We start from the raw sequence: 24,718 nt of genomic DNA, 5'->3' as shown, positions 1-24,718 counted from the left end.
GGCGGTCGGCCGCTCACTCGTCGTTCGAGAGGGCCTTCCGGAGTCGCCACTGGACGGCGACGACGGTGACGACGGTGACGTTGATGGCGACAAAGAGCCAGGTCGGCAGCGACGCGTTCCGGAGGCCGTACCAGACTGCGGCGAGGCCAAAGGCGACTACGACCAGGCTCCCGTAGGTGAACGCCTGCATCAGGCGGCGGTGGTCGAGGCGCTGCTGTTCGGTGTAGCCGGTCACCTCCAGGAGTCCGCTCGCGGCGAGGACGACGATGCCGACACCCACGATGACTGGGACGGGCGCGACCATCTCAGTCGTCAGTGAGCTGTTCGAGTGCCGCCGGGGGCATCCGGTCGCGCATCTCGGCTGGGACGTCCTCGGGGCTGGCCCCCGCGAGCGCGGCCGGCGACGGGGCGTCCTCGGGGCCGAACTCGGGGTCGAACAGCTCCAGCGCGGTGTGGATTGTCGACCAGTCGTCGTCCTCGGCGGCGTCCCGGAGGCTCCGGGTCGGCGCGGCGAGCAGCTGCGAGACGATGGCGTCGGCCATCGACTCCAGTACCTCCTGCTGGTCCTCGTCGAAGTCCGCGGCCGACAGCGCCGTGTTGAGCTCGGCGGCCTTGACCTGCTCTGCGCTCTCGTACATCGTCGAGATGACCCGGTCGGCGCGCTTGCGCTTGTACTGGGTCAGCAGGTGGTCGAATTCCTCGTCGACCAGCGTCTCGACGGCCTCGGCGGCCTCCCGGCGCTGCTTTCGCGTCTCCTCGGTCACCGACTCCAGCGCGTCGAGGTCCCAGACCGTCACGTCGGGCACCTCGCCGGCGTCGGCGGGCACGTCCCGCGGCTGGGCGAGATCGACGACGTACGTCTCGCCGGCGTCGGCGAACGACCCGGCGTCGAAGACGTGGTTCGGGCTCCCGGTGGCGGTGACCACGACGCTCGCCTCCGCCAGGGCGGCCTCCGCGGCGTCGAGGGCGACGGCGCTCCCGTCCGCGTCGACGGTCGCCGCGATGTGTTCGGCGTGGGGGACGGTCCGGTTGGCGACGATGACGCGCTCGACGCGGTCCGAAAGCGCCTTCGCCGCGAGTCGTCCCATCTCGCCCGCGCCGACGACCAGCGCCGTCTCGCCCGCCAGTGACTGTTCGGCTTCGACGAGCCTGACGGCCGCCGAGGCCAGCGAGACGACGCCCTCGTTTATCGCCGTCTCCGTGCGGGCTCGCTCGCCGACGTGGATGGCCTTCGTGACGCCGTCCTCGAGCGTCGACCCGATGCCGCCGACGGCGCGGGCGTCCTCGTAGGCGTCGCGCAACTGGCCGAGAATCTGGTCCTCGCCGAGGACGATAGACTCCAGCCCCGCGGCCACCCGGAGGAGGTGTCTGAGACTCGCCTCGTGGTCCAGCTCGACGACGGCGTCGTCGTCGACGGCGGCCGTGACCGTCGCGAGCGCCTGCTGGCCGAGCTCGTGACTCGGCGCGACGACGTAGGCCTCGGTCCGGTTGCACGTCTGGAGCGCGATGGCCTCCTCGACGCCAGGTTCCGAGAGCAGTGCCTCGACGGTGTGGCGCTGGCTATCGGCCGCGGCGGTCTCGAGTTGGTCGACGCTCGCGTTCTCGTGGGAGACGCTCGCGCCGACGATGACTCCAGTCTCGTGTTTCACGACAGATCACCGTGGACGTCCGCAATCTCGTCGTCCGCTACTTGTCGTGCTTTGGACCTGCCCCTATCTAAAGCCTTCCAAACGTCTCGTGACCTGACAACGCGTCTGACAGCGTCGCGTCGCTCCGCCGGCGGGACGTCCCGGGCCCGCAACTCCTCGCGCAGGTCGCCGGCGAGCCGCGCCATCTCCCCGGCGCCGGCAACGTCCGCCTCGAACCGCTCGCGGAGGTACTTCGAGAGGGCCGGTGCGGTGCCGCCCGTCGCTATCGCCACGGTCACGGGGCCGTCCCGGACCGTCGCCGGGACGGTGACGGCCCCGACGTCCTGCCCACCGTGGTCGTCGGCCCGGTTGACCAGCGCGCCGTGGGCCCGCGCCGCGTCGGCCGCGGCGTCGTTTACCGTCGCGTCGTCCGTCGCGGCGACGACGAGCGCGGGGTCCAGTCGCTCGACGTAGCCGGCGACGGCGTCGGCGTCCGGGGCGTCCCGGATCAGTTCCGCGGCCCCGAACTCGTGGTCGCCGAAGTCGGGACTGACGACCACGACGTCCGCCTCGGCCGCGAACCGGCGGGCCTTCCGCGCTCCCACCGGTCCCCCACCGAGGACGAGCACCCTCTCGCCCTCGAAGTCGTGCAACAGCGGTATCATCCGGGCACCGCCCCCGCCGTCCGTTCCATCGTCAGGATGTGGTTCGCCATTGGTTATAAACGCTCGCCTCACCGTGTCTCGACGTTGGCCTTCGCTCGCTCGTCTAAGCGGATGCCGGTCTTCTTGAGGATGCGCGTCGAGAACAGCGTGTCCCAGTCGGCCTCGCCGACGTCCCAGTACTCGGACATTCGCTCGTGGACCTGCTGGATGCGCTCGTCGCTCTCGGCCTCGCTGCGGCCGTGGGTCATCGCGAAGAAGTTGTACGGCCAGACCCCCTCGTGGCGCGGGCGCTCGTAGCAGTGGGTGACGAAGTCGAACTCGGCGATGGCGGGCCCCACATCGTCGATGACCTCGTCGGGGACGTCCCAGACGGTCATCCCGTTCTCGCTGTACCCGAGCGCGTAGTGGTTCGGGATGAGGCCGACGCGGCGGACCTTCCCCTCCTCGTTGAACCGCTTTACTGTCTCGACGACCCACTCGACGTCGGCGCCGATGGCGTCGGCCACGTCGGCGTAGGGCGTCTCGGTCACGGGGAGGCCACCCTGAATCTCCAGTACGAGGTCGAGCTCCGCGGGCGTCAGCGACCGCCGGTCGGTCGGCGTTACCTCGGGGCCGGCGGCCGAGCAGTCGACAGCCTGGGTCTGTGGTCCCTCGACGGGGAACTTCGCGCCGACGTGGAACTCCTGTTGTTTCGGGAGGTTGTACGTCTGCTCGCCCGTCTCGGCCTCGATCTCGGCGAGCACCTCGTCGACACGGGCCGCGTCGGCCACCGAGAGGACAAACCACATGTTGAGGTGGGGGTGCTCGCGCTCGTAGTTGTGGGCCACCTCCGGGTGGGCGTTGACCAGGTCGGCGTGCTCGTCGTAGCGGTCCTCGGGCGCGTGGGTCGCCACCAGCGTCGCGGTGCCGCCGATCTCCTCGGCGTCGATGAGCGCGCCGAAGCGGCTCAACACCCCCGCCTCGTCCAGCCGCTGGACGCGCTCGAGCAACCCGTCGGCGTCGACGTCGACCCCGGTCTCGCGGAGCGCGGCCGCCGCCGGTTCGAAGGGCCGTTCGACCACCGGAAACCCGCCCTGGAACGCGTTCAGGACGGCGCGGTCCACCGTCCCGAGGTCCTCGCTCATACCGCGCCCTCGGGTCTCAGTGAGTATAAGCGACGCGGGACGCGGTGGGTGGCGGCCGCCCACCGGCGGAGGATTTTACCGCTTCGCGCCCGTAGTTTCGTTGATGCTGATACCCACCACCGAACTCGCCGTTCGGCTGCTGGTCTTCCTGTTCGTACTGGTGGGTGCGCCGCTGTCCTTTATCATCATGTTCCGGCTCATCGACTACGCTGCTCACGAGCCACTCGTCGACGAGTTCCGCGGGAAGCGCGTCGGGATGGACACCGGCCAGCTGAACGCCTACTTCCAGCGGGCCGACATGGATTCGGTCACCTGTCACATCTGTGGCGTCGCCAACGGCGAGACCTACACCTACTGCCACAACTGCCAGGAACGCCTCCGGACGTAGCCTTACTCGCCCTCGACGCCGGTGACTTCGTAGCCCGCCGCCTCGACGTCCGCGAGAATCCCCTCGTGGTCCGCGCTGGCCTCGTAGTAGAAGACCAGGTCGAACGACCCCTCGCGGAGCAGCTGCTGACACTCCCAGACGAACTCCTCGCCATCGAGGGTCAGGCCCTGGTGCTGGTTGGACGCGAACTCGGGGTCGTCGCTGCCCGAGTAGACGAAGGTGTCCCGCGGGTCGTGGCCGGCGCCCGCAGCGATTAGCTCGCCGACCTCGATGGTCGTCTCCATCATCTCGATCTCGTCGCTGCCGTCGTACTCCGTGTGGACGATGGCCCCGTTGAGCCGTATCTCGCCGGGTTCGAGCAACTGCTTTGTCCGGCGGTACAGGTCCTCGTCTATCGCGTCGGCGTCGGTCATGGCTGTCGGTCGGCCGCGCGCGCTCTAATGTACTTCGAAATCCGTGTCGAAATCCGTGCCTGCGGCTGGGGGCGGGGTGTATCGAGCGTGCCACGGACCGGACTCACGTCGGGACAGAGACACGCTGTCAGAAGCGAGCCGCTCGCTTACAGTCGTTTGAGATTCTTTGCGCGGGGGCCCTTATCGGCCTGTTCGATGTCGAACTCCACCTCTTGGCCTTCCTCGAGGTCCGGACCGCCGACGTCTTCCATGTGGAAGAACACGTCCTCGTCCGAGTCTTCGGTGTCGATGAAGCCGTAGCCGCCAGTGTCGTTGAAGAAGTCTACCGTACCGGTCGCCATTGCAACTCTCCGTAGGACACCGGAGTATTAAAATGATGTGGCTATATTCCGACAGGACCGCCGCAAGTCACGTCGCGGCTGCGAGCCACAAAATCCTTATCGGCCCGTTGATATGCTGTATACGATGCGACAGCGGGTCCGCGAGGTGGGGTACGCCGCCTACGAGCGGTTGCTTCGATGGGAACTGTCCGGGACGCCCAGCCACGTCGCCGTCATCCAGGACGGGAACCGACGCTACGCCCGCGAACGTGGTGAGGACACGACCGAGGGCCACCGGCAGGGCGCCGAGACGACGGAGGCGCTGCTGAACTGGTGTGACGAACTGGGCGTCGAGGAGGTGACGCTGTACGCGTTCTCGACGGAGAACTTCAACCGGCCCGAGGACGAACGGGAGCACATCTTCGACCTCGTGGAGTCGCGACTGCGGGAGTTCGCCGACTCCGAGCGCATCCACGACGCGGGCGTCCGCATCCGCGCCATCGGCGAGACGGACCTGTTGCCCGACCGGGTCCGGGACGCCATCGACTACGCAGAGGGTCGGACCGCCGACTACGACCGCCTCCACCTCAACGTCGCGCTGGCCTACGGCGGCCGCGCGGAACTGCTCGGGGCCGCCCGCGACGTCGCCCGCGCCGTCGAGGCCGGCGACATAGAGCCCGGGGACGTCGACGCGGACGTCCTCGAGGAGTTCCTCTACGAGGGGCCGACCAGCGACGTGGACCTCATCGTGCGGACGGGCGGCGACGAGCGCACCTCGAACTTCCTCCCGTGGCACGCCAACGGCAACGAGGCGGCGACGTTCTTCTGTACGCCCTACTGGCCCGAGTTCCGGAAGATCGACTTCCTTCGGGCCATCCGGACCTACGAGAACCGCGAGCAGTCCTGGCGGACGACGCGGGCCCGGCGCGCGCTCGCGCTCGTCCGCGCGCTCGAACACAGCGAGGTGCCCGACGCCCGTCGCGTCCTCTCGCGGTTCCGGGACGCGCTGCCAAGCGGCGAGCGCGAGGCCGCAGAGGTCGAGGACGACTACGAGACGGCCGACTGACTCTCGCGATTACCGTATCGTCCCGAACGGCGGCCGGTGGACCCAGAGCCCGCCGCCCGGCGTCACCAGCACCGACAGCGGCGCGTCGCGGTCCGGCGGCGCCCGGGTGAGGTCCCACTCGGTGGTCGTCGTCGGACCGTCCGGTATCGAGGCGGTCAGCCGGTAGGTCCCGCGCCGCCGGGTCACGCTCCCCTGCTGGATACCGCGGTCGTAGCGCACGCGATACTCCCGTTCCAGGACCGTCGTCGGTCCGTCCTCACCGAGGTATTCGACGGTGACCGCCACGTCGTGTGGCTCCGGGTGGACGTTGTAGACCCGGTACTCGGCGTGCTCGCCCTCGCAGGGGGGCGCGAAGTTCTCAGCCTCGTCGTCGCTGGCGAAGACGTCCGAGCAGTGGAAGTAGCGGTCCTCGAAGTGACCCACGCGAACGACGAGGTCGGGGCTGACGAAACAGAGCGCCGGCAGTTGCCCCCAGTCGGCGTGGACCCCGTCGGCGTAGTTGGCGTACCCGGTGCCCGTGGCGACGACGTAGTGGCCACCGGCACGGGCGACGTCGTGTGCAGCCGTGGCGCGCGCCGAAATGTCCTCGACGTCCGTGTCGTGCAAGGAGTTGTAGATGCGGGCCCGCTCGAAGGCCTTCGCGTACTCGACGGCGGCCTCCCGCCCGGCCTCGGCGGGTCGGTCGGGGTAGGCTTCCGGCCCGTCGGGCTGGTCGGCGTAGACGCCGCTCGCTGTCGGGGTCGGCGGTTCCGTCGCCGTGGGCGACTGCGACTCGGTCGCGGAGGTGTGCGTCTCGGTCGGTGACTGCTCGTCGCCCGGGGGGTCACGGCCGAGACAGCCGCTGCCGACGCCACAGATCGCCAGGCCACCCGCCCGGAGGAGGGCACGTCGGGTCGTGCGGGGGGACATGGTCGACGGTCCCGCCGCCGGCGGAATAGGCTTTGTGTGGCCGCGTCACCGGCCGAACCGGCGCTGGCGCTCCTGGTAGTCCCGCAGCGCCCGCAGGTAGTCGCGCTTGCGGAAGTTCTGCCAGTTCACGTCGGTGAAGTACAGCTCGGAGTACACCGACTGCCAGATCATGAAATCCGAGAGCCGCTCCGCACCGGTCTTGACCACGAGGTCCGGCGCCGTCGGAAAGACCAGGTGCTCCTCGACGGCCGCCTCGTCGATGTCCGCGGGCGCGAGGTCGCCCCGCTCGACGCCCTCGGCGAGTTTCTCGACCGCCGTCGCGAACTCGGCCTGGCCGCCCAGGCCGATGGATATCTGGATGGGGGCGTCCGCGGCCGTCTCGTCGTCCGGGCCTCTGACCGCGATGGGTCTCGGCGCCCGGAGACCGTCGAGCTCGCGCCGGAGCGTCCCGACCACCTCCTCGTCTAAGACGCTCACGTAGACGACGAGCGTCTCGGCGCCGTACTGGACCGCCCACTCGAAGAACTGTTCTAAGGTCGCGTACGCGCCCTCGGCCAGGAGGTCACGCTCCGTGATGACCAGGGCGACGGTCTCGGGGAGAGTGGCGTCGCTCCGTCGGAGTCGGACTGCGAGGTACCGTTCGTACAGGCCCACGACGGCTACTGTGAGACGAGCGCCAATAAACGCACGGACGCGGCCTGGTCGCCCGCGCCGCCCGGTATCCCGGTGCCGCGTAGTTCGGAAAGGGTAAGTGCCTCTCGGGGATACCGGCGGGACGTGACAACGGCAGTCCGACGAGCGGGGGCCTTCGCAGTCGTCGCGACGCTGGCGTTCGCCGTGCCGGCCGCGACCGGACTGCGGTCGCCCGCGCTCGCGACTGTCGTCGCGACGGGCCCGTTCGTACTCGTCGCGGTACTCTCGCTCGTCGCCGTCGACCAGGACTCGGCGTTCTTCGAGCTGTTCGCGCTCCCCGGCGACTACCAGGACGGGAAGCTCTACGGCCTCGCGGCCTTCGCGCTGGCCGTCGCCGGCCTCGCGCTGCTGGCCGTCCAGTTTGGCCTCCCAGTGCCCGTGTTCGTCGCGACGGTGCTCATCGTCGCCTACGGGAACCTGGGCCAGCGCCTCTCGTATGCCTACGGCAGCGACGGCGTCGTCGCCACCGCCGGGTTCGTCGTCCTCGGGGCGGCGGCCGGCACTATCGGGTTCGTCGCCGCGGCGCTGTTCCAGGTCGGACCCGTCCGGCTCCCGCAGGTCGTCTTCCTCGCAGTGACCGGTGCGCTCGTGGCCGCGTTGCTCCGGGCGGTCCTGTTCGAGCGGGACTACCCCCTCGTCCTGCTCTCGGTCGGGCTGCTCTCCTGGCTGTTCTTCGAACTGGACCCGACGGTCGCCCCGGTCCGCCTCGCCGTCGCGCTGGCCGTGACCGCCGCGCTCGGCTACCTCTCGTACGCGCTCGATACGGCCTCGCTTCCGGGGATGCTCACCGGCGTCCTCCTCTCGCTGCTGACCATCGTGCTCGGCGGGTTCGGCTGGTTCGCGATGCTCATCGCCTTCTTCGGCCTGGGCGGCCTCTCGACGAAGTACCGCTACGACGAGAAACAGGACCGGGGCATCGCCGAGGAAAACGAGGGGGCCCGCGGCAGCGGGAACGTGCTGGCGAACTCCATCGTCGCGCTCTTTGCGGTTCTCGCGGCGGCCGCCAGCCCCAGCCACCTCGCCGTCGACCCGACGCTGTTCCTGTATGCCTTCGCCGGGGCGGTGTCGGCGGCGATGACCGACACCTTCTCCAGCGAGTTCGGCGGCCTCTACGACAACCCGCGGCTCATCACGACCCTCCAGCCGGTCGAACCGGGCACGGACGGCGGCGTGACCTGGCAGGGCGTCCTCGCGGGCCTGGCCGGCGCGGCCATCATCGCCGGCATCGGCGCGCTCTTGCTCGAGGAGATGGGGTCGCTCGGTGCGACGGTGGTCCTCACCTGCGGACTGGTCGGGATGTTCGTCGACAGCATCCTCGGCGCCACCGTCGAGGGCGGTGTCGTCGGGAACCAGGCCGTCAACATGCTGGCGACGCTCGTGGCCGCGCTCACGGGCGTCGGCATCGTCGTCGCCGTCGGCCTGGTATGATCCGCGAGGCCACCACAGCGGACCACGACCGCCTCCGCGAGATTCAGGCCGCCGCGCTCGACGCCCCCTGGCCGGGCCTGCTGGACGTGGCCGTCGACGGCCCGCCGACGCTGCTCGTGATAACCGACGGCCTCGTCGTCGGCTACGCGCTGGTCGTCCCCGACCACCCGGTGGCTTACCTCGCGGAATTCGCCGTGGATCCCCGCCTCCAGGGCCAGGGCTACGGGAGTCAGCTCCTGACCGCGCTCGTCGAACGCCTCCGCGAGGCGGGCTTCGAGACGTTACGTCTCACCGCCCGGGCCGACGACGAGCGGGTCCGGTCGTTCTACGACGGCTTCGGGTTCGAGAAGCGGGCTGACCTGCCGGACCACTACGACGACGGCGACGGCGTGTTGCTGGTGCTGGCTCTCTGAACCGGGCCCCGAGAACTGCGCCTCAGTCCGCGATCCGGACCTGTACCGAGGTGGGCTGTTTCACGTACTCGCCGTCGCGAGCCGCCACGACGACGTCCACCCCGCGCTGTGCGGCCACGTCGACGACCTTCTGGGTGCACTCGCCGTCGAGCACGACGGTGCTCGGGCGCTGTTCGCACTCGCCGACGAGTGAAACGGCGTCGGCGGCGGGCCCCTCGTCGAGTAGCTGGCCGTCGGCGTCGAGCAGGCGCACCGTGTCGCTCCCGCGCTGGATGACCGCCGCGACGTGGTCCGAGAGCGTCGTCGGTTCCGCGGCGTCCGTGGCCGTCTCGGCGTCGCGCTCGGCAGTCGATTCGGCGTCGGCCTCGGCGACTGTCGTCTCTGTCCCGCTCTCGCCCGCGGCGATGGCGGTCGCCCCCTCGTCGTCCGCGGCGTCGGGCGCGTGTTCGACGGCCGTCGAACCGTCGGTGCGCGCGGCCTCGCGGTCACGGTCAGCGAGGGCGTGGGCGGGCGACTCGGCGTCGGCGACCGTCTCGTAGGGAATCTTGTCGCGCAGCGCCGCCATCACCTCGCCCCGCGAGAGGTCCTCCACCGAGCGGTCCCGTGGCGCGACGGCGACGAAGTCAACGTCGCCGACCTGGCTCAGCTCCTTGAGGATGAGGTCGCCGCCGCGGTCACCGTCAAGAAACGCCGTGACGGTCCGCTCGCTCGTCAGGTCCGCGACGCTCTCGGGGACGTCCGTACCCTCGACGGCGATGGCGTTCTTGACGCCGTACTTCAGCAACTGGAGCACGTCGGCACGCCCCTCGACGACTACGATGGCGTCGGAGTCGGCGACGCGCGGCCCCGCCGGCAGCCCTTCGTACTCGGAGATGTCGGCGACGCGGGCCTGCTGCCGGACCGTCTCGACGATGTCCTCGACGCCCATCGACTCGGCTTCGAACTCGGATAAGATCTCCGTCGCCCGCTCGACGACCTCGCGGCGCTTGGCGCTGCGGACGTCCTCGATGTTCGACACCTCGATCTCGGCCCGGCACGGGCCGACCTGTTCGATGGTCTCTAAGGCCGCCGCGAGTGTCGCCGTTTCGACGCGGTCGAGCCCGCTCGCGATGGTTATCTCGCCGAACGTCTGGCCGGCCTTCGACTGGATCTCGACGTCGATGCGACCGACTTTCTTGGCGTCCTGCAGCGTCCGCAGGTCCATCTCTTCGCCCAGCAGTCCCTCCGTCTGCCCGAACACGGCGCCGACGACGTCGTTTCGCTCGACGACGCCCGCGGCGGTGATGTTCGCGTGTATCAGATATTTGGTTGTATCGTTCATCCTCGGACTCCGAACCTGGTCCGTCGGCCGACACGACCCGACGAACCGCTGTCACTGCCAAGACGTAGTTGGTGACAACAAAATAACCTTGCGCACCGTCCGAGAGCGTCCTCGCTCGCTGTCACCTCGCCCCCGGGCTCGGCCGTGGTCTTCCGGCCCGGAGGTTCAGGTACCCCGGCCCCGTGGCGGGGGTATGGGACTCACCGAACCCGACATCGATCCCGCACAGTTCCTCGAGGACGTGGAGATGCGCGTCGGCGACGTCGTCGCCGTCGAACCGTTCCCGGAGGCCCGCAAGGACGTCTACAAGCTTCGCGTGGACGTCGGCGACGAGGTGTTGCAGTCCGCCGCGGGCCTGACCGACTGCTACGACGAGGCCGACCTGCTGGGCGCGCAGGTCGTCGCCGTCGTCAACCTCGGAACCGTCTCCCTCGCGGGGTTCGACAGCGAGTGTCTGGTCACCGGCGTCGACGGCCCCGACGGCGTGGTCCACCTCACGACGGAACGAGACGTCGAACCTGGCACACGGGTATACTGAAGAAATGTTCTTCACCACGACTTGGTGAAGATTCGTTATTGATATATACCCGGACTGTTTAGACATGACCGATATGAGACTCGTGCGGACAGCCGGGTGGACCGTCGTCGCACTACTGCTGATGGCCCTCGCGGTGCCGTGGTTCCTCTGGCGAGACGCGACCGTCGCGTTCGGACTGCCGCTGTGGCTCTGGTGGCACGTCGGCTGGATGGTGCTCGCGAGCGTCGTCTTCGCGGTCTTCGCGCGGACCGACTGGGGCCTGGGCGTCGAGGAGGTGGCCTGAGATGGCCGAGACCGCACTCCAGCTGGGCATCGTCGGCGCGTACATGCTGGTCGCGCTCGCGGTGGGCGTCGTCGCCTACCGGCTGACCGACCGGAGCGCAGAGGACTACTACCTCGCGAGCCGGACGCTGGGCACGGTCGTCCTGCTCTTTACGACCTTCGCGACGCTCCTGTCGGCCTTTACCTTCTTCGGCGGCCCGAACCTCGCGTTCGCGGCGGGCCCCGAGTGGATCCTGGTGATGGGCCTGATGGACGGCATCATCTTCGCCGTGCTGTGGTACGTCATCGGCTACAAGCAGTGGCTCGTGGGCAAGCGCCACGGCTACGTCACGCTCGGCGAGATGCTGGGCGATCGCTTTGGCTCGACGCCGCTGCGCGTGCTCGTCGCCGGTGTCAGCCTCGTGTGGCTGTTCCCGTACGTGATGCTCCAGCAGAAGGGCGCGGGACAGGCCATCGTCGGCCTGACCGAGGGCGCGGTGCCGTTCTGGGTCGGCGCCGGCGGCATCACCCTGTTCATGATTGCCTACGTCGCCGTCTCCGGGATGCGCGGCGTCGCCTGGACCGACACCATCCAGGGCCTGTTCATGCTCTCGCTCGTCTGGCTGGCCGTCGCGTGGCTGCTCACCGACATCGGGGGCGCCGGCGTCGCCACCGAGCAGATGGGCGCGGCCAACGGCGAGTTCCTCGCGCTGGGCGGCGGGCTCTACACCCCGCAGTTCATCATCTCCAGCGCCGTGAGCATCGCCTTCGGCGTGACGATGTTCCCCCAGATAAACCAGCGCTTCGCCGCCGGGTCGAAGACAGTCCTCAAGCGCACGTTCGCGCTGTGGCCCGTGCTCGTCCTTCTCCTGTTCGTCCCCGCGTTCATGCTGGGCGCGTGGGCCGTCGGCCTCGGCGTCGAGGTCCCACAGGGGAGCAACGTCGTCCCGGTCCTGCTGGGCGAGTTCGCGCCGACCTGGTTCGCCGCGCTGGTCATCGCCGGCGCGATGGCCGCGATGATGTCCTCCAGCGACTCCATGCTGCTGTCCGGGTCGTCGTACCTCACCCGGGACGTCTACCGGCCGCTGAAGCGCGCCTTTGGCTCCGGCTCCAGCGACGCAGACGACGCCCGCGAGGCGCTAATCGCCCGCGTGGGCGTGGTCGTCTTCGCGACGCTCTCGTTCGTCGCCAGCCTCTACTCGCCGGGGACGCTCGTCCAGATCGGTGACACCGCCTTCAGCGGGTTCGCACAGCTCACCGTCCCCGTCGCGCTGGCGCTGTACTGGGGCGGGACGACCCGCTACGGCATGTACGCCGGCGTCGTGGGTACGCAGGTGTTCTACGTCCTGCACGTCTTCCCCGTCGTCGAGACGCTCACCGGACTGGCCGGTCTCTCGGTGGCGCTCTCGGGCACCTACATGGGCTGGACGCCCGGCGTCGTCGGTATCCTGCTTGGCCTCCTGCTGACCGTCGGCGTCTCGCTCGTGACCACCGCGGCCCCCGACGAGAACCGCAGCGTCTACCGCGTCGACGGCGTCGAGGCCGACTGACCGCGCCGTTCGACCGAGTGACTGGGGGGTATCTGCCCTCGCCGGGAGGTGAATATACAAGACCGTCCGGGCCCTAGGGAGACGCATGGAACTCCCAGAGAACGTCGGTGGGAACGACCGCCGAGCCCGTGCCGCGCTCGCGGCCCTGCTCACCGTCGCTGCGGTTCGCGCGTTCCGGAGCGGGAAGCGAAAGCGCGCCCTCCTCGTCGCAGGCGGCGCGCTCGTCGCTGGCTTCACCGCCGTCACGAAGCACTGTCCGGCAAACGCACGCCTCGGTATCGACACGGCCGAGGGTATCGCCGACATCGACATCGAAGACCGGAGCGACCTGGTGGCCGACGCCGACGACGCGACTACCGACGAGGCGGCGAGCGAGGACGTGGAGACTGTGAGCGTCGCCGTCGGCGGCGACGGCGGGACGGCCACCCAGCGGGGCCAGCTGACCTGTGCGTTCTGTGGCGAGCCCATTGTCCCGGGCCAGCGCCGCAGCCCCAACGCCCAGGACGAGATCGTCCACGACTCGTGTGAGTGAGGGGCCGCCCCTGGTCGGTGCCTCAGTCTGAGCCCCGGGGAACCGGCTGCTCCGCGCTCCGGACCAGGGCCACGTTCGTCGCGGCGCTCGCGAGCGCGCTGCGCACGGGTGCTCCCGAATCCGTCGCCGCCTCGGCGTGGCTCACGCAGACGGTCTGATACTCGCCGATCACCGCCTGAATGCCGGCCCCGACGTCGTCGTCGACGACCACCTCGGTGGTGTACTCGTCCGGTTCGAGCCCGGCGGCCGCGGCGGCTTCGGCCACGAGGTCCGCGCCGCGCTGGCGAGCCGCGGACTCGTCGCCCTCGGCGGGCACGACGGCCAGCAGGGTCGGAACGACGTCCTCGACGGTGGCGAACTCGGCGACGCGGCGGGCAACGCTCGCGGCGTCCCGTCCGGGCGCGACGAGGCCGACGGGCGTGCCGACGGCGCCACGGAGCGTCACGAGTGCGACATCGCACGGCGCGTTCTCGAGGATCGTGGCGACCGTCGGACCCGTCACGGCGTCGCCCCCGGTGGTCTCGCCGCTCCACCCCAGCAACACCTCGTCGGCGGCCTCCTCCTCGAGCACCGAGAGCAGCGCTTCGCCCGTGTCTGCGGCAGTGAGTGCCCGCGTCCGCAGGGTCACGCCCATCTCGTCGGCGAAGGCCTGGGCGTTCTCGAGCAGGTCGCGCTGGTGGTCGGCGCGCTCTGCCTCGACGTTCTGGAGCGGGGACTCGTGTTCGACGTGGACGACGTTCACCGCGACGAGTTCGGGGTCGGCCACGTCGGCGTTGGCGCGGGCGCTGGCCGCGGCGAGGCGCAGCAGGCCCCGCTGTGTCTCGGGGTTCGCGACCGGTACGACCACCCGATACGCCGCTGCGGGCGGACCCCACAGCGCGTCGCGGAGGAGCCCCTCGCTGACGACGCGACCCCTCGCGTAGACGGCGTACCACACCACGCCGACGACGATGATACCCGTCCCGATGGCGACGATGACCGGCGCCATCTGCGTGACGACCACGATCGACAGCAGAACGCCGAGCACCGGGACGACCGGGTACAGCGGCGACGGGAGGCTGAATGAGGGGTCGTACTCGTCGGGGTCGGCCCGGCGGAACACCACGAGCGAGACGTGGACCAGCGCGTAGGCGACCAGGAAACTGAAACTCGCCGCCTCGGCCAGCAGAGAGACGATGGCGTCGACCCGGAGGCCGACGAGGATGAGCGCCGCCGTCAGCGCGCTGGTCGTGACGATGGCGCGGTGGGGCGTGAAAAATCGGGGGTGACTCACGTTCAGCCACTTCGAGACGACGCCGTCCCGCCCCATCGCGTAGACGACCCGCGAGGCGGCCAGTATCGACGAGTTCGAGCTGGAGATGGCCGCGACGATAGCGGCGAAGACGATGGCGACGGCCCCGGCAGGCCCCAGGTACGCCGTCGCCACGTCCGCGACGGGGATGGGCGAGTCACCCAGTCGGTCGTAGGGGATGACGCCGGTGCTGACGAGCATCACGAGCACGTAGAGGATGGTCACCAGCACCACCGAGAGAATCATCGACAGCGGGATGATGCGACCGGGGTTCTTGATCTCGCCGGCGACCGTGGCGATGATCTCGAAGCCCAGGAAGGAGATGAAGACGATGCCCGTCGTCGCGACGACGCCGCCGGCTCCGGCGGGCGCGAAGGGTTCGAGGTTGCCGGGCTGGATGAAGAAGACGCCGACGACCACGAAGACGACGATGACCGCTGTCTCCGAGCCGATCATCACGTTCTGGAGGGAACTGGACTCCTCGGTCCCGTAGTAGTTGACGCCGGTCAGTAGGGCCAGGCCGGCCAGCCCCAGCAGGATGATGAACCCGCGCCCGTCCAGAAAGGGGACGGGTTCGACGATGTACTGGCCGAACCCGACCATGTAGAAGGCGCTGGCGAACATCAGCCCGCTCCACATCCCCCAGCCGACGACGCTCCCGGCGAGGCTCCCCAGGGCCCGGTTGACGTAGTGGTAGCTCCCGCCGGCGATGGGCATACCCGTCGCCAGTTCCGAGAGCGACAGCGCCGCGAGCAGGGCGACGAACCCGGCGATGGCGTACGAGACCGAACTCGCGGGTCCGGCGTTCCGGGCGGCGATGCCCGGCAGGATGAAGATGCCCGCACCGATCATCGTCCCGCCGCCAAGCGTCATCGCCTCGAGGAAGCCCAGCGTCCGTTCGAGCTCGCCTCCGTCGACGCTCATCGACGGCTCCCTCGTCGGTCGATCGGGGCCGCGTTCATTCGGTGTCCCTCACGATGAGTGCCGGGCTCTCCAGGTCGTCGACGACGTGCGAGAGGACGTCGCCGATGATGCGCTCGCGCAGGGACGGCTCGGACTCCCCGAGGACGACGATGTCGAACTCGTTGCCGAGGTCGACGATCTCCTGTGACGGGTCGCCCTCCGCCGAGAGTTCCCAGCTGACCCGCTCCTCGTCGACGCCGAACTCTTCCAGGCGGTCGGTCGCGCCCCGGAGCAGGAACTCGCCGTAGCTCTCGTCTGCGTCCTCGGTCACCGAGTGGAACAGCGTCACCGTCGCGCCGGTGGCCTCGAGCAGCCGCGCGGTCACCGAGATGATGCGTTCGAGGTTCACGTCGCCCCGGATGGGCACCAGAACGCGTTCGATCTCGGTCACGGCCCCCGGCGCCAGCACCGCGTCGCAGTCGTACTGGTCTGCCACCCGGTCGATGGTCGCCTCGCGGTCGTGCGTGAACACGAGGACCTCGGTCAGGTCCGGCCGGCCCCCGGCGACGTCGACCAGCCGGGCCTCGGCCTCGGCCTCGTACTCGTCTTTGATGAGCGCCGGCTCGGCCTGGTCGGGCACCGGGAAGTACCCCAGCAGGACGACCTCGAGCGGCGAGAGCACGTCGAGGATGTCGAGCGCCGGCGGCTCGTCCGAGACGTCGACCGGCACGAGGATGGTCAGTTCGTCGATGGGTGGCATCTGTCCCCTGACGGTACCCCGGCCAGTACTGTCAATGCTTCGCACGATTTTGCACTGGCCGGAATCTGGTGGCTTTTATCCCTGCTGGGCGACCTAGCACGTATGCAGACCCACATCGTCCCGGTCGGCTTCGACTACGACCGGCTCATCGCGCCGCTGGTCCGCGAGCGCCTCGGCGTCGACCGCGTCATCTTACTCGAGGGGGCGGTCGGGTCCGAGGCCAACGTCGAGTACTCGCGCAACCTCGCGAAGAAGCTGGAGCAGGACTTCCAGAACCTGCTGGGGGCGGAGACCGAGCGGTTCGTCATTTCGGACGTCTACGACTACGACGACGCCTTCGAGCAGGCGTTCGAGCTCATCAACGCGGAGCTCGACGCCGGCAGCGAGGTCTGGGTCAACGTCTCGGCGATGCCCCGCACCATCTCATTTGCCTTCGCGACCGCCGCCCACTCCATCATGGTCGAGCGCGAGGGCGACCGCGACCGTATCCACACCTACTACACGGTCCCCGAGAAGTACCTCGAGACGGAGCTCGCCGAGGAACTGCACAAGCAGATCGACCTGCTGGAGGACCTGCAGGAGTCCGACGACGGCGACGTCTCGGCTCGCGCGGCCGAACGCCTCGAGACGGCCCGCGACCTGCTCGCGGAGTTCGACGAGCGCGGGACGACCATCGGCGCCAAGGAGATCGACGGCTCGCACATCGTCGAACTTCCGGTGGCCTCCTTCTCGAACGTCAAGCCCTTCGAGGAGGTCATCCTCTTTACCCTCGGGGAACACGGCGAGTTCGAGTCCGTCTCGGAACTGGCTCAGGAACTGGCCCGTGACCTCGGCGAGGAGTACACCGACTCCTTCCGCTCGAAGGTTATCTACAACGTCGACCGCCTGGGCCCCGGCGGCAAGGGCTACATCGAGCAGGAGGAACACGGCAAATCGTACCGGACGCGCCTCTCTCGCATCGGCGAGCTGTGGGTCCGTGCACACTCCGCAGAGGACCGCGACCACGATCTGCTCTGACGGCCAAGGTCTCCGGGCCGACGGGGATCTCAATACGGAATCTTAGCATGTCGTTATCGGTGTAATCTACCCATTCGACAAGGCTGCGCCGATTCGGCTCTCGTTCTGGGACACTCTGTGCCGTCTCGAGCGGGACGTTACAAGGTTGTTATCGACACAATGTGAGACTTACAAAACCCCTTTGCCGACAGTTGTCACACTGTGCTAGTCCCACATTCGCGTCCGGACGCACGCCGTCCGGGAGGGGGGAACAGATGAGCCGTGATTCTGGTGCCGTCGACCTCGCGACAGTCGCGGTTCTCGCCGCGGCCACACTTCTCGTCGTCGGGTCGGTGACTATCGGGGGCGGGATCGGTGTGAGCGAACTCGTCGGACCGTCGAATCAGGTCGAATCCGACCTCTCCGGTCCGTCGAACCAGGTTGCATCCGAGGATCGGAGTCCGAGTTCGCCGTGTCTCCCGGACGAGGAACTGGTCGCAAAGTACAACTGGGAAGCGGTCAACGGCGGGTACGACTTCGTCCTCGACCAGGGTGACGACGTGGTGACTTTCGACGTCCTGACGTACTCCGACGACGACCCCGCAGAGGGCCCGACGAAGGTGGAGTGGACCTCCTCGGTCCCGATAGACGTCGTCGTGGTCCAGGCTGGCGGGGGAAGCCAGGTCGAGCAAGCCATCGAGAACGACCCCGCGACGACATCCGGGACAGTCACCACGGAGAAGGGCATCAGCTTCCTCGCGTTCTGTAAGAAACCGACGGAGACTGAAACGGAAACGGAGACCGAGACCGAGACGGAGACGGAAACGGAGACCGAGACTGAGACTGAGACCGAGACCGAGACCGAGACTGAGACTGAGACGGAAACTGAGACCGAGACTGAGACCGAGACCGAGACGGAGACCGAGACTGAGACTGAGACTGAGACCGAGACCGAGACGGAAACTGAGACCGAGACCGAGACTGAGACTGAGACTGAGACGGAAACTGAGACCGAGACTGAGACTGAGACGGAAACTGAGACCGAGACTGAGACGGAAACGGAAACGGAGACGGAAACGGAGACCGAGACCGAGACTGAGACGGAGACGGAAACGGAGACCGAGACCGAGACTGAGACGGAGACGGAAACGGAGACCGAGACCGAGACCGAGACTGAGACGGAAACGGAGACGGAAACGGAGACCGAGACCGAGACTGAAACCGAGACCGAGACGGAAACGCAGACCGAGACGACGACCGAGTCGCCTGACCCGGAGACGATCTACTGGCAGGTCGACTTCGGTCCGGGTGACGAACCGCCGGACCCGCCGTACTACGCGACGAACGACCTGGACCTGATGGCAGCGCTGGGGAACTCCGACGACGGCGTGACCCAGAACCCGTCCCTGTTGCGCCAGGAGCGATCGGGCCAGCTGAAGAACGTCACCATCGAGGGGCGGTCGTTCACGTTCGACGACGCCGACGCCCCGACGCAGGTCACCGTCGAGTTCACCGTCAAAGAGGGGGCCCCGGAGCGTAACCTCCACCTCGCGGTGTTCATCCTCCCGGGTCCGTTCGACTACGACGAAGTCGACGAGCAGGAGTTGTACGCTGTCGCGAACGGCACCTTCGAAGGCGGTGAGACCGGGACGCTGACGCTCAGTATCCCACAGCAGTCCGGCCCACTGGCCTCTCTCGGCGAGTTCTCGCCGCTGCTGAACCTCGGGCTGAGTATGCTGGCAGTCGGGCTGGCCATCGTCGGCCGACGGCGACAGTACTGAACCGCGCTCACTTTTTTCGACGCACTTCATCCTACCCCGTCGCCCCGGGCCTGTCGTGCTCGTTCAGAAACCGAAGTCGTTTAGCCCCCGGTTGGCCCATATACGTGTAGATGACGCGTCGAGCATCCACGCCGCCCGTTCTCGTACCCGTAGTAGGGGCCCCCTCGCCCCACTAACACCACCCGCTCGACGCCCGCACCGTTCTCGACCACCCACCCAGCGTTCAGACATGAGTGACACACAGGACTCACCGACGGAGGAATCGACCGCCGACCAGCACACCCTCGACGGGGAGTACGACCCCAGCGAGGTCGAACCCAAGTGGCAGGACCACTGGGTCAACGCCGACACGTACGCCTACGACGGGGACGCAGACACCCGCTTTTCCATCGACACGCCGCCGCCGACGGTGTCGGGGAACCTCCACATGGGCCACCTCTACCAGTTCACGCTGCAGGACTTCGTGGCCCGCTACCACCGGATGGCCGACGACACGGTCTACTTCCCCTTCGGCTACGACGACAACGGCATCGCGAGCGAGCGCCTGACCGAGCGGGAACTCGACATTCGTCACCAGGACTACCCGCGCCGCGAGTTCCAGGAGAAGTGCCGAGAGGTCTGTGCGACCTACGAGGACGAGTTCACGCAGGACGTCCAGTCGCTGGCCATCTCCGTCGACTGGGACAACACCTACAAGACCATCGAACCGCGTGTCCAGCGTATCTCCCAGCTCTCCTTCCTGGACCTCTACGAGCAGGGCCGGGAGTACCGCCAGCGCGCGCCGACCATCTGGTGCCCCGACTGTGAGACGGCCATCTCGCAGGTCGAACAGGAAGACGAGGACAAACACACGAAGTTCAACGACATCGCCTTCGACCTCGTCGAAGACGGAGACGGTCCGGTCGAGGACGAGACGTTCACAATCTCGACGACGCGCCCGGAACTCCTGCCGGCGTGTGTCTCCGTCTTCGTCCACCCCGAGGATGACGAGAACCAGCACCTCGTCGGCGGCACGGCGAAGGTCCCGCTGTTCGAGCAGGAGGTCCCCATCATCGCCGACGAGCGCGTCGACATGGAGACCGGCAGCGGCATCGTCATGTGCTGTACCTTCGGCGACCAGAACGACATCGAGTGGTACCAGGCCCACGACCTGGACCTGCGCCTGGCCATCGACGAGTCGGCGACGATGACCGAACTCGCCGGCGCCTACGAGGGCATGAGCACGACGCAGGCCCGCGCGGCCATCATCGAGGACTTGGACGTCGAGGGCTACCTGCTCGAGTCGCGCGACCACGAGCACACCGTGCAGGTCCACGAGCGCTGTGGCGTCGAGGTCGAGTACCTGGTCACCGAGCAGTGGTACATCAAACTGCTCGACAAGAAGGAGGAGTACCTCGAGGCCGGTCGCGAGATGGAGTGGTTCCCCGAGAAGATGTACTCCCGGTACCAGCACTGGATCGAGGGCCTGGAGTGGGACTGGTGTATCTCGCGCCAGCGCGACTCCGGGATTCCGATTCCGGTCTGGTACTGCGACGACTGTGGCGAGCCGGTCCTCGCGGAACCCGAGCAACTGCCCGCCGACCCGCTCTCCGACGACCCGCCGGTCGACGCCTGTCCCGAGTGTGGCCACTCAGAGTTTACGCCCGAGGAGGACGTCTTCGACACGTGGGCCACCTCGTCGCTGACACCGCTGGTGAATGCTGGATGGGATTGGACAGCCGACGAGGGTGCGACGGACGGGTCCGTCACCATCGCCGACGGCGAGTTCGAGATGTCGATGCCCGAACTCTACCCGTTCGACCTGCGCCCGCAGGGGCACGACATCATCTCGTTCTGGCTGTTCCACACCGTCGTCAAGTGCTACGAGCACACCGGCGAGGTGCCCTTCGAGAACGTGATGATAAACGGGATGGTGTTGGACGAGAACCGCGAGGCGATGTCCAAATCGAAGGGCAACGTCATCCCACCCAGCGAAGTTCTGGAGGAGTTCCCGGTCGACGCCGCCCGCTACTGGGCCGCCGGGACCTCCATCGGCGACGACTTCCCGTACAAGGAGGGCGACCTGGAGGCCGGCGAGCGCCTGCTCCAGAAGCTCTGGAACGCCTCGCGCCTGGTCGACCAGCTCACGCCCGCCGAGGTGCCCGCCGAACCCGACGCCCTCTCGGCGGTCGACCGCTGGCTGCTGGCCGAGCTCGACGAGACAATCGAGTCGGTGACCGCGAAGTTCGAGGACTACGCCTTCTCGAAGGCCCGCAACGAACTGCGGTCGTTCTTCTGGAACACCTACTGCGACGACTACCTCGAGATCGCCAAGCAGCGCCTCTCTGACGACGGTGACACCTCGACCGAGTACACGCTGGTCCACGCCCACCGGACCTTCCTCCAACTGTTCGCCCCCTTCCTCCCGCACGTCACCGAGGAGCTGTGGGTGCAGATCTATCACGAGGAAGGCTCGGTCCACACCACCGACTGGCCCACGCCGGGCGGCTACGAGGCCGACCTCGAGGCCGGCGAGACGGCGATGGAGGTCGTCTCCGCGCTCCGGCGGTACAAGACCGAGAACGGCCTGCCGCTGAACGCCGACCTCGAGCACGTCGAGGTCTATGGCCACGTCGACGGCTTCGAGCAGGCCATCGCCGAGGCGATGCACGTCGCGACGCTGGACGTCTTCGAGGACGCCCCGGACATCACGACCGAGGTCAGCGACATCGACCTCGACTACTCCATCGTGGGTCCCGAGTTCGGGAGTTCGGTGGGCGACATCGACGCCGCCATCGAGGCGGGCGACTACGAGATCGACGGCGACACGCTGGTCGTCGCCGGCGGCGAGTTCGAACTCGACGACGAGATGTTCGCCGTCGAGGAATCGCGCACGTACTCCGGCGAGGGCGAGATGACCGAGACCGAGTCCGCCGTCGTCGTCGTTCGGTAAGACGGCCGGCCGCCGCGGGTTTTTTGACCGGTCGCGGTGTCGCTTCGCTGTGTTCCAGTCGCTCGCGGACCCGCTGTTTGCCGTCCCGTTCCTGTTCTCGCTGGGCGTCGGCGTCCTCGGGGTCGTCGTCGGCACGGCCTACCGCTGGTGGGCCGGCCGGCGTGCGACCGCTCGAGTGGACCATCTGCGCGCCAGCGCCGGCGGCCTGGGTCTCGCGGGCATCGGCGTCGCCAGCGTCGCCCTCGGCTTCGACTACGCCGGGACGCAGGCGCGACTCCTCGACGGAACGGGCATCGAACCGTCGCTCGTCGGTCGCCTGGGGCGTCTCGTGCCCTGGGAACTGGTGGCCGCCGGCGTCGGTATCCCCGCGCTGGCGGGCGTCTGTGCCGCGATGGCGCTCGCCGCCGTTGCCAAACACCGGGGCGAACCAGGCGAGGCCTGACCGGCGGCGATCACTCGCGGGCCCGCTTCACCTTCTCGATGCGGGTCGCGAGCGCGAAGAAAGTCGCCAGCAGCGTCAACACGACGGCCCAGCCGGCCGCCAGGTCGTGGGCCAGCACGGTGTGGTCGAACTGGCCGGCCGCCACGAGCGGCTCCCCGCGGAGCCAGGTGTGGTGTGGCCCGTCCAGCACCGGGACGAAGTAGTCGACCACGTCGTTGAACCCGTACCAGACGACGGCGACGGCGACGGCCGGGACGCTGAACGATGCGTACCGGTGGATGAGGAACGCCTCGACGGCCATCGCCATGTGGCTCAGGATGAGAAACCAGTAGAGCCAGGCGGCGATGCCCTCCGGGCCGTTGACGACCAGTTGCACGAACGGCGTCCAGAGGCCAAGCTTGATACAGCCGAAGAATGCCAGTGCGTGGAGCCACTCGGCGTCCCGGTCGAGCTTCCAGGCGGCGAAAGAGAGCCCGATGAACAGCGTCGCCACCGGCGAGTCCGGAATCAGAGGGTAGGCAAGCACTGGCGCGGCGCCGAGCTGGCCCTCGACCAGCGGCGCCGCGAGTTCCAGAGGTCGGCCGGCGTAGTACCAAAAGCCAAAGACCGTGCCCAGCAGGTTGACGAGGGCGATGGGCCAGGCCAGTCGCAGGCCGACGTTCTCCAGCCACTGCGGGAGCGGCGCGACGTAGCGGGGCAACCCCTCGGGGGGCGGGAGCGGCGCGTCGAAGACCCGGGCGACGAGCCCCTCGATGCGACCGCCGACGCTCTCCTCGGTAGCCATATCCGTGGCGTGGGGAGGCGAGCTGAAAACGGTAGCGGTCGGGCGAACCGAGCGCGATTGCGCCGTCTGCTCAGGTCCGAATCTCGAAGCGCGCGCCGCCGGCGTCGCTCTCGGTTATCGACAGCGTCCACCCGTGGCGCTCGGCCACCGTCGAGACGATGGCCAGTCCGAGCCCGGTCCCTTCCAGAGCCGTCGTGTAGCCCGCCTCGAAGACGGACTCGTGTTCGTCTGCGGGGATGCCGGGACCGTCGTCGGCGACGAAGAATCCGCCGTCGGCGAGCGAACCGACGGTGACGCTCGCGTCGGGTCCGGCGTGGTCGATCGCGTTGTCGACGAGGTTGTCGACCAGGCGGCCCAGCTCCGTCTGGTCGGCCTCGACGGTCGGGAGGCCGCTCACCGAAAGTGTCGCGTCGCCGGTGGAGTGGCTGGCCCACGTCTGCTCGACCACGTCGGCCAGGTCGACCGGCTCCGGCGTCGGGTCCGTCTCCCCGTGGCGGGCGAACCGGCTGAGCTCGTCCGCGAGTGCCGCGATGCGCTCGTGACTCCGTTCGATCGACGTCACCCGCTCGTCGTCGACGTCCTCGAGCAGGGCGACGTTCGAACTCGCGACCTGCAGCGGCGAACGGATGTCGTGGGCGACCTCTGCAAGGAACTGCTCTAACCGCTCGGTGTGGCGCTCGAGGGACTGCTGGTAGCGTTTCCGGTCGCTGATGTCGACGGTCACGCCGATGAGCCCGAGCACCCCGCCGTCCTCGTCGCGCCAGGGAACCTTCGACGTGAGGACCCACTCGTCGTAGCGCCGCCGGTCGTCGACGACGTCCTCGCCGTAGTTGTCGTTGAGGTACTCGAAGCTGTAGTTGCCGTCCGCGTCCTCGGCCTTCTGTTCCTCCTTGTGGACGATCGGCTCGCCGTCCTCGATGACGCGCATGTCGTCGAGCATCGTCGCCTCGCCGTTCGTGTCGCAGTACAGTTCCGCGTCGGTCTTGCCGACCATCGCCTCGGGATCCCGGACGTACGCGTCGCTCACCCGCACGTGGCGGCCTTCACGATCCTTGACGTAGACGTGGTGGGGAATCTGGGAGAAGATGCTGTCCAGCAGGCTGCTCTTGCGGGCCAGCTCACGCTCGCTTCGCGCGTGGTCGACGGCGTTCTCGATGCGGTTCGACAGCATCTCGAACGTCTCGCGGTCCCCGCTCTTCTGGACGTAGTCGGTGACCCCGGCCGAGATGGCCTCGCTCGCGACGCTCTCGCTTCCCTTCCCGGTAAAGAGGATGAAGGGGACGTCGGGGTCGACCTCACGGACCCGCCGCAGGAGGTCGATGCCGTTCAGCGGCGCCATGTTGTAGTCCGAGACGATACAGTCCACGTTCGCCGTCTCCAGGCGGTCGAGCACTTCGAGCGGGTCCGCGAGCGTCGTGACCGTCAGGTCCCCCGCGTGGCGCTCCAGCATCTCCGCCGACAGATCCAGAAACCGGCGGTCGTCGTCGACGTGGAGGACCTGTGCGGTCGGAGGCGGTTCGAACCGGTCCCACGAGAGCGACATTGCCAGTAGTACGGCGGTTCGTTCATAAAAAATCATT

25 protein-coding genes are annotated in these 24,718 nt (G+C 68.2%); 12 read left to right on the top strand and 13 right to left on the bottom strand.

What is annotated here, in order from left to right; genetic code table 11:
- Positions 1–13: 13 nt before the first annotated feature.
- From P1N55_RS06835 to ahbB, 4 genes are all read right to left on the bottom strand, one after another.
- Entirely contained in the window at positions 14–304 is a 291-nt protein-coding gene (locus P1N55_RS06835; protein WP_276278186.1) for a hypothetical protein, read from the bottom strand.
- A 1-nt stretch (position 305) separates the two neighbouring features.
- The gene (gene hemA, locus P1N55_RS06830) at positions 306–1,649 is read right to left on the bottom strand and encodes a glutamyl-tRNA reductase (protein WP_276278185.1); all 1,344 of its coding nucleotides are present in this window, start codon (positions 1,647–1,649) and stop codon (positions 306–308) included.
- Complete coding sequence (locus P1N55_RS06825) at positions 1,646–2,293, bottom strand: precorrin-2 dehydrogenase/sirohydrochlorin ferrochelatase family protein (protein ID WP_276278184.1); 648 nt, start codon at positions 2,291–2,293, stop codon at positions 1,646–1,648. The genes hemA and P1N55_RS06825 overlap by 4 nt, the downstream gene beginning before the upstream one ends.
- A gap of 68 nt (positions 2,294–2,361) precedes the next feature.
- The gene (gene ahbB, locus P1N55_RS06820; RefSeq protein WP_276278183.1) at positions 2,362–3,417 is read right to left on the bottom strand and encodes a siroheme decarboxylase subunit beta; all 1,056 of its coding nucleotides are present in this window, start codon (positions 3,415–3,417) and stop codon (positions 2,362–2,364) included.
- Between the two features lie 103 nt (positions 3,418–3,520).
- Here ahbB and P1N55_RS06815 point away from each other — a divergent pair, with 103 nt between their 5' ends.
- The gene (locus P1N55_RS06815; RefSeq protein WP_276278182.1) at positions 3,521–3,805 is read left to right on the top strand and encodes a DUF7577 domain-containing protein; all 285 of its coding nucleotides are present in this window, start codon (positions 3,521–3,523) and stop codon (positions 3,803–3,805) included.
- 2 nt (positions 3,806–3,807) lie between these two features.
- Here P1N55_RS06815 and P1N55_RS06810 read toward each other — a convergent pair whose 3' ends face one another.
- Together P1N55_RS06810 and P1N55_RS06805 are read right to left on the bottom strand one after the other, a co-directional pair.
- Complete coding sequence (locus tag P1N55_RS06810) at positions 3,808–4,218, bottom strand: DUF5778 family protein (protein ID WP_276278181.1); 411 nt, start codon at positions 4,216–4,218, stop codon at positions 3,808–3,810.
- A 146-nt stretch (positions 4,219–4,364) separates the two neighbouring features.
- Positions 4,365–4,559, bottom strand: coding sequence for a cold-shock protein (locus tag P1N55_RS06805; RefSeq protein ID WP_276278180.1), 195 nt, complete (start codon positions 4,557–4,559; stop codon positions 4,365–4,367).
- Between the two features lie 112 nt (positions 4,560–4,671).
- Here P1N55_RS06805 and uppS point away from each other — a divergent pair, with 112 nt between their 5' ends.
- Positions 4,672–5,604 (top strand): polyprenyl diphosphate synthase, encoded by a 933-nt coding sequence (uppS, locus tag P1N55_RS06800; RefSeq protein WP_276278179.1) that lies wholly within the window; start codon positions 4,672–4,674, stop codon positions 5,602–5,604.
- 9 nt (positions 5,605–5,613) lie between these two features.
- Here uppS and P1N55_RS06795 read toward each other — a convergent pair whose 3' ends face one another.
- Together P1N55_RS06795 and P1N55_RS06790 are read right to left on the bottom strand one after the other, a co-directional pair.
- Positions 5,614–6,513 (bottom strand): hypothetical protein, encoded by a 900-nt coding sequence (locus P1N55_RS06795; RefSeq protein ID WP_276278178.1) that lies wholly within the window; start codon positions 6,511–6,513, stop codon positions 5,614–5,616.
- A gap of 45 nt (positions 6,514–6,558) precedes the next feature.
- Positions 6,559–7,167, bottom strand: a complete 609-nt coding sequence (locus P1N55_RS06790; RefSeq protein WP_276278177.1) for an undecaprenyl diphosphate synthase family protein — start codon at positions 7,165–7,167, stop codon at positions 6,559–6,561.
- A 123-nt stretch (positions 7,168–7,290) separates the two neighbouring features.
- On the opposite strand from P1N55_RS06790, the gene P1N55_RS06785 reads away from it, so the two are divergent.
- Together P1N55_RS06785 and P1N55_RS06780 are read left to right on the top strand one after the other, a co-directional pair.
- A complete protein-coding gene (locus P1N55_RS06785) occupies positions 7,291–8,634 on the top strand; it encodes a DUF92 domain-containing protein (protein ID WP_276278176.1) in 1,344 nt (447 codons plus the stop codon).
- Positions 8,631–9,047 (top strand): GNAT family N-acetyltransferase, encoded by a 417-nt coding sequence (locus tag P1N55_RS06780; protein WP_276278175.1) that lies wholly within the window; start codon positions 8,631–8,633, stop codon positions 9,045–9,047. The genes P1N55_RS06785 and P1N55_RS06780 overlap by 4 nt, the downstream gene beginning before the upstream one ends.
- Positions 9,048–9,069: 22 nt before the next feature.
- On the opposite strand, the gene dnaG is transcribed toward P1N55_RS06780, so the two are convergent.
- Entirely contained in the window at positions 9,070–10,368 is a 1,299-nt protein-coding gene (gene dnaG / locus P1N55_RS06775; RefSeq protein ID WP_276278174.1) for a DNA primase DnaG, read from the bottom strand.
- 193 nt (positions 10,369–10,561) lie between these two features.
- Here dnaG and P1N55_RS06770 point away from each other — a divergent pair, with 193 nt between their 5' ends.
- From P1N55_RS06770 to P1N55_RS06755, 4 genes are all read left to right on the top strand, one after another.
- Positions 10,562–10,906, top strand: coding sequence for a tRNA-binding protein (locus P1N55_RS06770; protein ID WP_276278173.1), 345 nt, complete (start codon positions 10,562–10,564; stop codon positions 10,904–10,906).
- 73 nt (positions 10,907–10,979) lie between these two features.
- The gene (locus tag P1N55_RS06765) at positions 10,980–11,189 is read left to right on the top strand and encodes a DUF3311 domain-containing protein (protein ID WP_276278172.1); all 210 of its coding nucleotides are present in this window, start codon (positions 10,980–10,982) and stop codon (positions 11,187–11,189) included.
- A gap of 1 nt (position 11,190) precedes the next feature.
- Positions 11,191–12,717: a sodium:solute symporter family protein gene (locus tag P1N55_RS06760; RefSeq protein WP_276278171.1), complete on the top strand. Its 1,527-nt coding sequence runs from the start codon at positions 11,191–11,193 to the stop codon at positions 12,715–12,717.
- A gap of 85 nt (positions 12,718–12,802) precedes the next feature.
- Positions 12,803–13,249, top strand: coding sequence for a YgaP-like transmembrane domain (locus tag P1N55_RS06755; RefSeq protein ID WP_276278170.1), 447 nt, complete (start codon positions 12,803–12,805; stop codon positions 13,247–13,249).
- Between the two features lie 22 nt (positions 13,250–13,271).
- On the opposite strand, the gene P1N55_RS06750 is transcribed toward P1N55_RS06755, so the two are convergent.
- Both P1N55_RS06750 and P1N55_RS06745 read right to left on the bottom strand, forming a co-directional pair.
- Positions 13,272–15,464 carry an amino acid permease gene (locus P1N55_RS06750; RefSeq protein WP_276278169.1) on the bottom strand — a complete coding sequence of 731 codons (2,193 nt, stop codon included), beginning with the start codon at positions 15,462–15,464 and terminating at the stop codon, positions 13,272–13,274.
- A 34-nt stretch (positions 15,465–15,498) separates the two neighbouring features.
- The gene (locus P1N55_RS06745) at positions 15,499–16,203 is read right to left on the bottom strand and encodes a universal stress protein (protein ID WP_276278168.1); all 705 of its coding nucleotides are present in this window, start codon (positions 16,201–16,203) and stop codon (positions 15,499–15,501) included.
- Positions 16,204–16,305: 102 nt separating this feature from the next.
- Here P1N55_RS06745 and P1N55_RS06740 point away from each other — a divergent pair, with 102 nt between their 5' ends.
- From P1N55_RS06740 to P1N55_RS06725, 4 genes are all read left to right on the top strand, one after another.
- The gene (locus tag P1N55_RS06740) at positions 16,306–17,220 is read left to right on the top strand and encodes an HFX_2341 family transcriptional regulator (protein WP_276278167.1); all 915 of its coding nucleotides are present in this window, start codon (positions 16,306–16,308) and stop codon (positions 17,218–17,220) included.
- Positions 17,221–17,474: 254 nt separating this feature from the next.
- Positions 17,475–18,980, top strand: coding sequence for a hypothetical protein (locus P1N55_RS06735; protein WP_276278166.1), 1,506 nt, complete (start codon positions 17,475–17,477; stop codon positions 18,978–18,980).
- A 229-nt stretch (positions 18,981–19,209) separates the two neighbouring features.
- A complete protein-coding gene (locus P1N55_RS06730) occupies positions 19,210–21,912 on the top strand; it encodes a valine--tRNA ligase (protein WP_276278165.1) in 2,703 nt (900 codons plus the stop codon).
- A 49-nt stretch (positions 21,913–21,961) separates the two neighbouring features.
- Entirely contained in the window at positions 21,962–22,354 is a 393-nt protein-coding gene (locus P1N55_RS06725; protein ID WP_276278164.1) for a hypothetical protein, read from the top strand.
- A 10-nt stretch (positions 22,355–22,364) separates the two neighbouring features.
- Here P1N55_RS06725 and P1N55_RS06720 read toward each other — a convergent pair whose 3' ends face one another.
- Entirely contained in the window at positions 22,365–23,138 is a 774-nt protein-coding gene (locus tag P1N55_RS06720) for a DUF1405 domain-containing protein (RefSeq protein WP_276278163.1), read from the bottom strand.
- A gap of 70 nt (positions 23,139–23,208) precedes the next feature.
- Positions 23,209–24,681, bottom strand: coding sequence for an ATP-binding response regulator (locus tag P1N55_RS06715; RefSeq protein WP_276278162.1), 1,473 nt, complete (start codon positions 24,679–24,681; stop codon positions 23,209–23,211).
- Between the last annotated feature and the right edge of the window lie 37 nt (positions 24,682–24,718).

Origin of the sequence: Haloarcula regularis, from assembly GCF_029338315.1 — an archaeon.
Taxonomy (GTDB): Archaea; Halobacteriota; Halobacteria; order Halobacteriales; family Haloarculaceae; genus Haloarcula; species Haloarcula regularis.
Note: the sequence above shows the minus strand (reverse complement) of the source record. Positions and strands in the feature narration are given on the sequence as shown.

Excerpts from the sequence above, each read along its gene's own strand:
- P1N55_RS06765 (WP_276278172.1), top strand. The coding sequence starts at position 10,980 with ATGAGACTCGTGCGGACAGCCGGGTGGACCGTCGTCGCACTACTGCTG.
- P1N55_RS06755 (WP_276278170.1), top strand. The coding sequence starts at position 12,803 with ATGGAACTCCCAGAGAACGTCGGTGGGAACGACCGCCGAGCCCGTGCC.
- uppS (WP_276278179.1), top strand. The coding sequence starts at position 4,672 with ATGCTGTATACGATGCGACAGCGGGTCCGCGAGGTGGGGTACGCCGCC.
- ahbB (WP_276278183.1), bottom strand. The coding sequence starts at position 3,417 with ATGAGCGAGGACCTCGGGACGGTGGACCGCGCCGTCCTGAACGCGTTC.
- P1N55_RS06825 (WP_276278184.1), bottom strand. The coding sequence starts at position 2,293 with ATGATACCGCTGTTGCACGACTTCGAGGGCGAGAGGGTGCTCGTCCTC.
- P1N55_RS06795 (WP_276278178.1), bottom strand. The coding sequence starts at position 6,513 with ATGTCCCCCCGCACGACCCGACGTGCCCTCCTCCGGGCGGGTGGCCTG.
- P1N55_RS06715 (WP_276278162.1), bottom strand. The coding sequence starts at position 24,681 with ATGTCGCTCTCGTGGGACCGGTTCGAACCGCCTCCGACCGCACAGGTC.
- P1N55_RS06750 (WP_276278169.1), bottom strand. The coding sequence starts at position 15,464 with ATGAGCGTCGACGGAGGCGAGCTCGAACGGACGCTGGGCTTCCTCGAG.
- P1N55_RS06745 (WP_276278168.1), bottom strand. The coding sequence starts at position 16,203 with ATGCCACCCATCGACGAACTGACCATCCTCGTGCCGGTCGACGTCTCG.
- dnaG (WP_276278174.1), bottom strand. The coding sequence starts at position 10,368 with ATGAACGATACAACCAAATATCTGATACACGCGAACATCACCGCCGCG.
- P1N55_RS06805 (WP_276278180.1), bottom strand. The coding sequence starts at position 4,559 with ATGGCGACCGGTACGGTAGACTTCTTCAACGACACTGGCGGCTACGGC.
- P1N55_RS06780 (WP_276278175.1), top strand. The coding sequence starts at position 8,631 with ATGATCCGCGAGGCCACCACAGCGGACCACGACCGCCTCCGCGAGATT.
- P1N55_RS06740 (WP_276278167.1), top strand. The coding sequence starts at position 16,306 with ATGCAGACCCACATCGTCCCGGTCGGCTTCGACTACGACCGGCTCATC.
- P1N55_RS06770 (WP_276278173.1), top strand. The coding sequence starts at position 10,562 with ATGGGACTCACCGAACCCGACATCGATCCCGCACAGTTCCTCGAGGAC.
- P1N55_RS06720 (WP_276278163.1), bottom strand. The coding sequence starts at position 23,138 with ATGGCTACCGAGGAGAGCGTCGGCGGTCGCATCGAGGGGCTCGTCGCC.
- P1N55_RS06735 (WP_276278166.1), top strand. The coding sequence starts at position 17,475 with ATGAGCCGTGATTCTGGTGCCGTCGACCTCGCGACAGTCGCGGTTCTC.
- P1N55_RS06815 (WP_276278182.1), top strand. The coding sequence starts at position 3,521 with ATGCTGATACCCACCACCGAACTCGCCGTTCGGCTGCTGGTCTTCCTG.
- P1N55_RS06835 (WP_276278186.1), bottom strand. The coding sequence starts at position 304 with ATGGTCGCGCCCGTCCCAGTCATCGTGGGTGTCGGCATCGTCGTCCTC.
- P1N55_RS06730 (WP_276278165.1), top strand. The coding sequence starts at position 19,210 with ATGAGTGACACACAGGACTCACCGACGGAGGAATCGACCGCCGACCAG.
- P1N55_RS06760 (WP_276278171.1), top strand. The coding sequence starts at position 11,191 with ATGGCCGAGACCGCACTCCAGCTGGGCATCGTCGGCGCGTACATGCTG.
- P1N55_RS06810 (WP_276278181.1), bottom strand. The coding sequence starts at position 4,218 with ATGACCGACGCCGACGCGATAGACGAGGACCTGTACCGCCGGACAAAG.